Origin of the sequence: Desertivirga xinjiangensis, from assembly GCF_024436435.1 — a bacterium.
Lineage (GTDB): Bacteria > Bacteroidota > Bacteroidia > Sphingobacteriales > Sphingobacteriaceae > Desertivirga > Desertivirga xinjiangensis.
Map to the genome: position 1 here is coordinate 1 of NZ_JAFMZP010000022.1, position 877 is coordinate 877.

1 protein-coding gene is annotated in these 877 nt (G+C 42.0%); it reads left to right on the plus strand.

Features of this window, described 5'->3' with window-relative positions; all coding sequences use genetic code 11:
• On the plus strand, positions 1 to 877 hold an 877-nt coding region (locus J3P37_RS22845; RefSeq protein ID WP_256014453.1), incomplete at both ends, for an IS3 family transposase.

The window sequence follows — 877 nt, forward strand, 5'->3', positions numbered from 1 at the left end:
AAACAGGACTATCCCAGCAAAGGAATAGCTACACTGTGCAGACTGTTTGGCAAAACACGACATGCCTATTATGATCATGGATGGCGCCTTCAGGACGAAGGGTTGAAAGATGAGATTGTATTGCAGCATGTACTAGAGATTCGCAAAGACCTACCCAGGGTAGGTACTTTAAAGCTACATGAAATGTTAGTAGATCGCCTTGAGGAACATCATTTAAAAATTGGAAGAGATTATTTATTTGATCTGTTGCGCGAACATCATCTTCACATCCGAAGACGCAAAAGAATGGCCATTACTACTGATAGCAGACACTGGATGCACAAGTACAGTAACCTGATTAAGGAATTGATGGTGGACCGCCCTGAGCAATTATGGGTAAGCGATATTACCTATATCCGAATGGTAAATCACTGGGGATATTTGAGTTTGATAACGGATGCTTATTCAAGAAAAATTATGGGCTTTTGCTTTAGGAAAGACCTCTCAGCTCAAGGTTGTATAGATGCTTTAAAAATGGCTTTAAATGCGCGGAAGTATCCCCTAGCCAGGATCATTCATCACTCTGACCGTGGTTCCCAGTATTGTAGTAAGGGTTATGTGGATTTGTTGCTGGAGAACAATATTGCTATCAGCATGACCGAAAATGGTGATCCGTATGAAAATGCCCTGGCTGAGAGAGTAAACGGAATCATTAAATCAGAATTCGATCTCTATCACTCTGCTGTCGGCTTGGAGCAGACACGGATGAAGATCAGAAAAAGTATTGAAGCTTATAATACTATGAGGCCCCACAGCAGTTGCGACTTCCTAACTCCTGAGATGGCGCACAGGCAAACAGGCCCGCTCAAAAAGAGATGGAAAAAACGTAATTATAAAA